The sequence below is a fragment of the Candidatus Cloacimonadota bacterium genome, from assembly GCA_021734245.1.
In the GTDB taxonomy this organism is placed as follows: domain Bacteria; phylum Cloacimonadota; class Cloacimonadia; order Cloacimonadales; family TCS61; genus B137-G9.
The window spans coordinates 1-7,590 of record JAIPJH010000117.1; the positions used below are offsets into that span (position 1 = coordinate 1).

Here is a 7,590-nt window from a genome sequence, read left to right on the forward strand (position 1 = left end):
TTTGATATTGCAAGAATCATAGCTGAGAAAAAACCAAAAGCGTCTTTACTAGAAAATGTAAAGAATTTGATGTCACATGATAAAGGAAATACATTCAGGGTCATTCGTGAAACACTGGAAAATGAATTAAAATATGAAATTCACACAAAAGTAATTGATGGGAAGCATTTTGTCCCACAACATAGGGAAAGAATCATTATTGTTGGTTTTAAAGATGAGACAGATTTCACATGGGAAGATCTTGATCTACCCCCAAAAGGTACCAAGACCTTGAAAACAATTCTTCACCCCCAGAATGGCACAGAGAAATCGGAAGAACCCTATACTCTTGGGGAAATAGGACTCGTCAACCCCAAATATACTTTATCAAAAAAGCTATGGGATTATTTGCAGGCTTATGCGGAGAAACACAAAAATGCCGGAAATGGATTTGGCTATGGTCTGGTCACAGAAAATGCAACTGCCCGTACCCTATCTGCAAGATACTATAAGGATGGAGCAGAAATTCTTGTTTCACAAGGGGATGATAAATGTCCTAGAAGATTAACTCCAAGAGAATGTGCAAGACTGATGGGTTTTCCACCTGATTTTAAAATCCCTGTTAGTGATAATCAAGCATATAAACAATTTGGAAACAGTGTGGTTGTCCCTGTAATCTTTGAGGTGGCAAGGATTATGCTTCCTCATGTTTTAAAGAATAAGACTAATCCCAATATTAAAAAAAAAGTCATAAAACCCAAAGCATCCAGTGATGCTATCAGAAGAACTATGCAATCCAATCGGGGTAAGAACACCAAACCTGAATTACTTTTGAGAAAAGCTTTATTTAAACATGGATTAAAAGGATATCGAATCCATTATAAAAAACTACCAGGGAAACCTGACATTTGTTTTACCAAATATAAGATCGCTATATTTATTAATGGTTGCTTTTGGCATAGGTGTCCTATTTGTAAGCCCAATATTCCAAAACATAATTCAGAATTTTGGGAGGACAAATTTAATCAAACAATATTACGAGATAAAAAGATCAATAAGCAATTAACCACGCTGGGATGGAAAGTACTTGTTATATGGGAATGTGAAATTAAAAAAAATATAGATCATCAAGTGGAAAAAATCAGAAATACCATATAAAAAATGTGATAAATTGTTTTTTTTATTTTATACCCGTGTTAGAATATTTCATAGTAAATATAGGGTGATGGATACATAAAACTATTAAGGAGTAATTATTTCAGACTAATAAACCGTTGTCTGTTTTATTTAAATAATGGAGTCTCAAACCGATATAACAGAATGGAGAGTTAATGAAAATCAGATTGTATTTACTCATAACAATAAGATTTTACAAATCAGTTCAAAACTCATAACTAGAATAGAATTTAAAGGGATTCAAGAATTCGAAGGGATTCCAGTACACAAAAAACCATCAACGGATCTACCTCAATTAAAAATCAATAGATTTCCTTTGACTATAAAACTCAAACTGTATATGCCATCAAAACCAAATCAAAAGCCATACTTAATAATAATGTTATATAATCAATCAATTTACCATGAATATGACCAATTTTTTAACAGCGATCAGATAATTTTGTCAGCTCAATGGTTCCCCCTAATACCAGAAGAAACCAGTGAACTCATTACTCTTATGAGGCAATGTGATATAGAAAAACTTGGACAAATTTCAATTAAGCAAGCCTTGGATTTGATTAAAATTTACTCTGAGAATATTGAAATTGATTATTTAGACCCTTTAAGTAAAACAAATGATTCACTATCAACACCTTTTTCCGTTTACTCAGATGCATTAGCAACTGCTGGATTTAAAGCCATACTTTACCCATATCAAGAAATTGGAGTAACCTGGCTAATTAACATGGCCAATGAAGGACTGGGATGTATATTGGCAGATGAAATGGGGTTGGGGAAAACTTTACAGGTAATAGCTTCTCTAACATTCCACAAACAATCTTGGGGTGGCATATCTTTAATAATTGCACCAGCTACTTTATTAGAAAACTGGAAAAGAGAATTTAAAAAATTTTCCACTAATATAACTGTCCTTATTCATCAAGGATCTCAAAGAACCGGCTTTCCAAAAAAACTAAAAAAATATGATGTTATAATAACTTCATATGATACTGCAGTTAGAGATCAATCAATGCTGGGAATGCTTAATTGGAAATACATTATCCTTGATGAGGCTCAAGCAATAAAAAACTCATATACCAGTAGATCAAAAGCAGTTAAATCATTGAAGAAAAAAATTGGAATAGCCGTCTCAGGAACTCCTATTGAGAATAGAATTCATGATTTATGGTCTATAATGAATTTTACTTGTCCAGAGATTCTTGGATCAAAAGCTGAATTCGAGTCTAAATATGAGAATGATGTAGCAAGTGCAACAATTTTAGAAAAGATCGTTTCTCCTCTCATTCTCAGAAGAGAGGTTGCTTCAGTTGCGAAAGATCTACCAAAGAAAATTATAATTCCACAACCTGTCGATATTGATGATTATGAAATGATTGAATATGAACATCTCAGACAAGAAGTTAAAAAATATTATGGGACATCTGCAACACTTGTATCACTGATAAAACTTCGCCAATTCTGTACACATCCAGCCGTTTTAAAAGGCTCTGAAGAAACACCAATTTTAAAGCACTCTAAATACAGAAGATTAATTGAAATTCTTGAAGAAATTGTTAGTAATCAAGAAAAAGTGATTATTTTTACTTCCTATTCAAAAATGATTGATTTAATTGTAACTGACATACCTGAAAGAATTAATATTCCATGTTTATATATTGATGGAAGAACATCCATAATTGATAGACAAACTATTGTTGATAGTTTTTCACAAATTGAGGGATCAGGAGTGTTGGTTCTAAACCCAAGAGCTGCTGGTACAGGGTTAAATATTACAGCTGCAAATCATGTTATTCATTACAATTTGGAATGGAATCCCGCTATAGAAGACCAAGCTACAGCTAGAGCTTATAGAAGAGGGCAAGAACTTCCGGTTACTGTACATAGATTGTTTTATCCAAATACTGTTGAGGAAATTATAAATCAGAGATTGGAAAGAAAACGCTTAGTAGCCGAAGCTGCAATAGTTGGAACTGAATCAGCAGAAATCGAAGCAGCAGATATATTTAAATCTCTAGAGATAAGTCCAATAAAATTGGAGAGTAAAAATGAAAGATAAGCCAGTCAGAATTGAGAAAAACCTTAGTTATAATGATACTGGAGAGAATGGTAGTCATCAGGCAGGTATGTTAATTCCAAAGCAAAATAGAATTTATTCATTTTTCCCTCAACTTAGCACCAATCAGAAAAACCCACGTTGTAAACTTTTTATTACTGATAATTTGGGAAGATCTTGGACTTTTTCTTTTATTTACTATAACAATAAATTCTTTGGAGGAACAAGGAATGAATATCGGTTGACCGGTATGACAAAATACATTAGATCAAATAACTTATCAGCTGGTGATAAGATTATTTTAAGTATAGATCATAGAGGATTCTATAGTATTGATCACGAATTTAAAACCAACTTATCTGTTGATGGAGTATTAAAATTAAGTAATAAATGGAAAATCGTAAATATCTAAGGAGACTAAAATGAAGCCGACAAAACAAACCCTTCCCCCTAATCCAGCCCGATTGATTGAGGGATTAAGAGATACTGGTTATAACTTTAATACAGCATTATCTGATATTGTTGATAATTCAATAGATGCAGGAGCTTCATTGATAAATATAAATATTAATATGGATACTGATGGGGATATTTTAGTTTCAGTAGCTGATAATGGATGTGGTATGGATATGGAAGCCCTCTTGGAAGGTATGACATATGGAGCAACTGGAAATCCAGATCCAAAAAGATTGGGGAAATTTGGCTTGGGATTAAAGACTGCATCAACGGCATTTTGTAGATCTGTTTCAGTAATTACCAGAAACAATTTAGGTATGGAATTAATCAAGGCTACTTGGGACTTGGATCATGTTGTTAATTCAGCTGAATGGGAGTTGCTTCTCAGAGATCCAGAGGAGTATGAAATTGAACTATTTAATGAAACAAGTAAAGACTCCTCTGGGACACTGGTCATTTGGGATAGAACAGATAGAATAATGCGTTCATATTCTGAACCAGCAGGGACATATGCTAGGAAAGCTCTTCAAAAAATTATCAAGTCTTTTCAAGACCATGCTGCAATGATTTACCAAAGGTTTTTAGATAGTTCCGATAACAGGGCTCAAGACATTGAAATTCTTCTAAATGGAGAACCAATAGAACCATGGGATCCCTTTTGCAAAAAAGAACCTAAAACAGAGCTTGTAGCTGAAGAAACTCTTCCTGTTGAACTCGGAAGCGGGGAATCAACACATTTTGAAGTAAGGGCATATATTCTTCCCAGAAGAGATAATTTCTCATCGAATGAAGAAGCAAAGAAAGCAAGACTGTCAAATGAGATGCAAGGGGTCTATGTCTATAGGGAAAATCGACTTATACATCCAGCAGATTGGATGGGGATGTTCTCACAAGAACCGCACCTGTCTCTATTGAGGGTTGAATTTTCATTTGGACACAAGGCTGATTCAGCTTTCCAGGTAGATATAAAAAAATCAAGGATAATCCTTGATGAAAATCTATATAAATGGCTATTAAATAAATTTATTCCAGCACCAAGAAATGCTGCCAACGAACGTTATAGAAAAGGTATAAAAAAGCAGATTTCAGAGGGTTCTAAAGGTGCTCACTCCAGTTCGAATAAATCAATCTCGGGCCAAGAAGAAGATTTGAAAGGATCCAATATAAAAATAATTGACAAGGCTACCGGAAAGGTCTCAGTAACAAATAAAACTGGTACGGTTACTTTAAACATCGGCATCGATGAACCCACAGATCCTGAAGAAATCTGTGTTGTTACAAAGGATGAATTGGATGATGGATTATTATGGGAACCAGCTATTGTTAATGGACACCATGCTGTCAGAATAAACGTTGGTCATCCATATTATCACAAAGTTTATGTCCCAAACCTTAGCTCAGAGGTGATTGTTCAAGGTTTGGATTCCTTACTCTGGGCACTTATTGAAGCAGAACTTGGTACGATAAACGAAAAGACTCTTCAGTACTTCGAAGAATTAAGGTTTGAGGTTTCTAGGTTACTAAGAAAGATGGTTGAGGGCTTGCCAGAACCAGAGGTTGAAGGAGAATGATGGAATTTCCTTCTATTATCTCTAAACAATTATCTGAACAATTTGGTTTATTGATAAATTGTAACATTAAAAAAGACAATATACTTATAATAACTCCTGCAGATTTGCCAAAAATCAAATCTTTTAGTATAAAAATTGAATTAGGCTGGAGATCATTAAACTTCAAGTTTCAATTAGGGAATTATGCAAAATCTTTTATTAAGGCTATGCATGAGAGTATTAAATCAGAGAAAGAATCTTTTTTAATATTTACAGAAAAGATTATAGCAAATTCTACTATGGCTCATAGTACTATAAAATTTGACGATCTTGAATATGATTTAAGAAATATGGATTCATGGCCAACAAATTGGGAAACCATTATCATCAGTTTAAAAGTAGTTGGGATACTGGTTGAACAAAATGGTATTTTTAATTTTAATGAGATATTCCCATATATACAAAGTTTCTTTGGCATGGTCTTCTCTTTACTTCCCGTAGAAAATACAAAGCAAGATATTGGGGAAGGAGAAGTAGAAGGTGATATTCAATACTCCTACAATAGAAAATATGAAAGAAGTAGAGTTAATCGAGCAGCTTGTTTGCAGGTACATGGTACAAAATGTGGCATTTGTGGTTTTGATTTTGGTAAAGTATATAAATCTATTGGGGAAGGATTCATTGAGGTTCACCATATAGTTCCATTATCAGAAATGTGTGATAGTTATAGTATAAACCCAAGAACAGATCTAATCCCTGTATGTCCGAATTGTCACTCAATGCTTCATCGACGAAAACCGGCTTTTACTCCTGAGGAAATTAAAAAACTTATCAAAAACTAGCATAACTAAATATCAATACATTATCTATAAGAAAAAATTAATAAAACAACTAAATGCGTTTTTAAATTTGTTTTATTATTTTACTTGAAATACCAAACAGCAGTAAACTACTGCATCATCGTCCTTTTTTCAATCACTTCCCATGCCGGTTGTAGTTGTTTGAAAAGGTCCTCTGGGGTTCGATGGTCATACTCTTTTCTGAAACTCTTATGAGCCATCAATTCCAATAGCACCTTCTCTTCAACTTTTCCTGCAAGTGCAGTTTCAAAAGCGTGTCGCAGACAATACTGAGTTCTGCCATTCAGTTTAACTTCAGTCCTTCGTAAGGATAATTTGAGATGTTTGTTTGCAGTTTCCGGGATCAATGGACGCCCTTCTAATAAAAACAACAGCCCGTCTCTGTCTTTTATATCTTGTTCTTCGATGAGCTTATTCAACTGCTCTATTGTTTGGTTTGTTAGCAGACCGACTTTGTAGTTTTTCCCTTTGCCGGTAGTTTTTATTCTCTTTATTACTTTTCGAGTTGCATGATGAATACTCTGCTCTGTATAAATCCCTTTGTATTGAGGATTGTATGAACCAAGCGTTAATCCAGCAACTTCCCCTGGCCTGAATCCCGTGTCCCGCATAATAAGAAAATAAACAGCCCACATACGTGACTGCCAGATTCTCAGCAACTCTTCTTCATTTTTTGGAAACATTTGAAATAGTTCTAATTCTGAAAATGTCTTTCTTGACTCACCTTCTACATTGATAAGCTGCACTTCCCTTGCTGGATTATTTGTTATGTATCCCTGTCGCTTTGCTTCCTGAAATACCATGCGCATGCATTCTAGAATCTTATTTTTTGAATCATCTGCAAGGTCCTTAGCGGGATTTCGATAGCTTTTCAATGTGAGAAGCCAGTCTTCTATCATAACATCACTGATAGATTCCATGAGGTACTGACCAAATTGAGGAAAAATATAGTTATTCAGTCTGCCTTGATGCCTGTAATAATAATCATCAAAATATCTCCGGTTCCTTTTCTCATTCCGAAGTCTAAAATTGTGCGGATCTTTCGAGGTAAAGAATTCTGAGGCAAATTCATTAAGCGTAATCTTTTGTTTAATTGACTTGCGTTTTAAATCTTTCTGCATTTTATTCTCTGCCCAGAGTACAGCATGTTTCATATCATGCGTTCCAGTAGAGAACCATTTTCCTGGGAGGTGTGCAAATGTTACTTGTATTACTCTGCCTTTCGGATGTCTAAAACGATATTTACTCTTCATAATATAAGTATATTATCAGTTGAAAATCTTGTAAATAGGCGTTTTGGTAACACTTTTGGTAACATATAGAGCTGTGAAAAAATATAACTCCCTTCCTTGAAAGGAGTTATATAAAATAATTATTGCCGGAGACCGGACTTGAACCGGTACAGGCATACTATGCCCGGGGGATTTTAAGTCCCCTGTGTCTGCCAATTCCACCACTCCGGCACTTCGTGAAATAATATCCAACTCTTCGAACTTGGTCAACTCCCGGAAAG

General features: G+C 34.5%; 6 protein-coding genes and 1 tRNA gene. 5 read left to right on the forward strand and 2 right to left on the reverse strand.

Annotated elements, in window-relative coordinates:
• From vsr to K9N40_12560, 5 genes are all read left to right on the forward strand, one after another.
• A partial coding sequence (vsr, locus tag K9N40_12540; protein ID MCF7815296.1) for a DNA mismatch endonuclease Vsr occupies window positions 1-1,137 on the forward strand: 1,137 nt, incomplete at its 5' end.
• Between the two features lie 136 nt (window positions 1,138-1,273).
• Window positions 1,274-3,214, forward strand: a complete 1,941-nt coding sequence (locus K9N40_12545) for a DEAD/DEAH box helicase (GenBank protein MCF7815297.1) — start codon at window positions 1,274-1,276, stop codon at window positions 3,212-3,214.
• The gene (locus K9N40_12550; protein MCF7815298.1) at window positions 3,204-3,623 is read left to right on the forward strand and encodes a hypothetical protein; all 420 of its coding nucleotides are present in this window, start codon (window positions 3,204-3,206) and stop codon (window positions 3,621-3,623) included. Before K9N40_12545 ends, K9N40_12550 begins: the two co-directional genes overlap by 11 nt.
• 10 nt (window positions 3,624-3,633) lie before the next feature.
• Window positions 3,634-5,238, forward strand: coding sequence for an ATP-binding protein (locus K9N40_12555; protein ID MCF7815299.1), 1,605 nt, complete (start codon window positions 3,634-3,636; stop codon window positions 5,236-5,238).
• Window positions 5,235-6,059 (forward strand): HNH endonuclease, encoded by an 825-nt coding sequence (locus tag K9N40_12560; protein ID MCF7815300.1) that lies wholly within the window; start codon window positions 5,235-5,237, stop codon window positions 6,057-6,059. Before K9N40_12555 ends, K9N40_12560 begins: the two co-directional genes overlap by 4 nt.
• Window positions 6,060-6,166: 107 nt before the next feature.
• Here K9N40_12560 and K9N40_12565 read toward each other — a convergent pair whose 3' ends face one another.
• Together K9N40_12565 and K9N40_12570 are read right to left on the reverse strand one after the other, a co-directional pair.
• Window positions 6,167-7,231 (reverse strand): tyrosine-type recombinase/integrase, encoded by a 1,065-nt coding sequence (locus K9N40_12565; protein ID MCF7815301.1) that lies wholly within the window; start codon window positions 7,229-7,231, stop codon window positions 6,167-6,169.
• Window positions 7,232-7,453: 222 nt separating this feature from the next.
• A tRNA-Leu gene (locus K9N40_12570) sits at window positions 7,454-7,540 on the reverse strand.
• Between the last annotated feature and the right edge of the window lie 50 nt (window positions 7,541-7,590).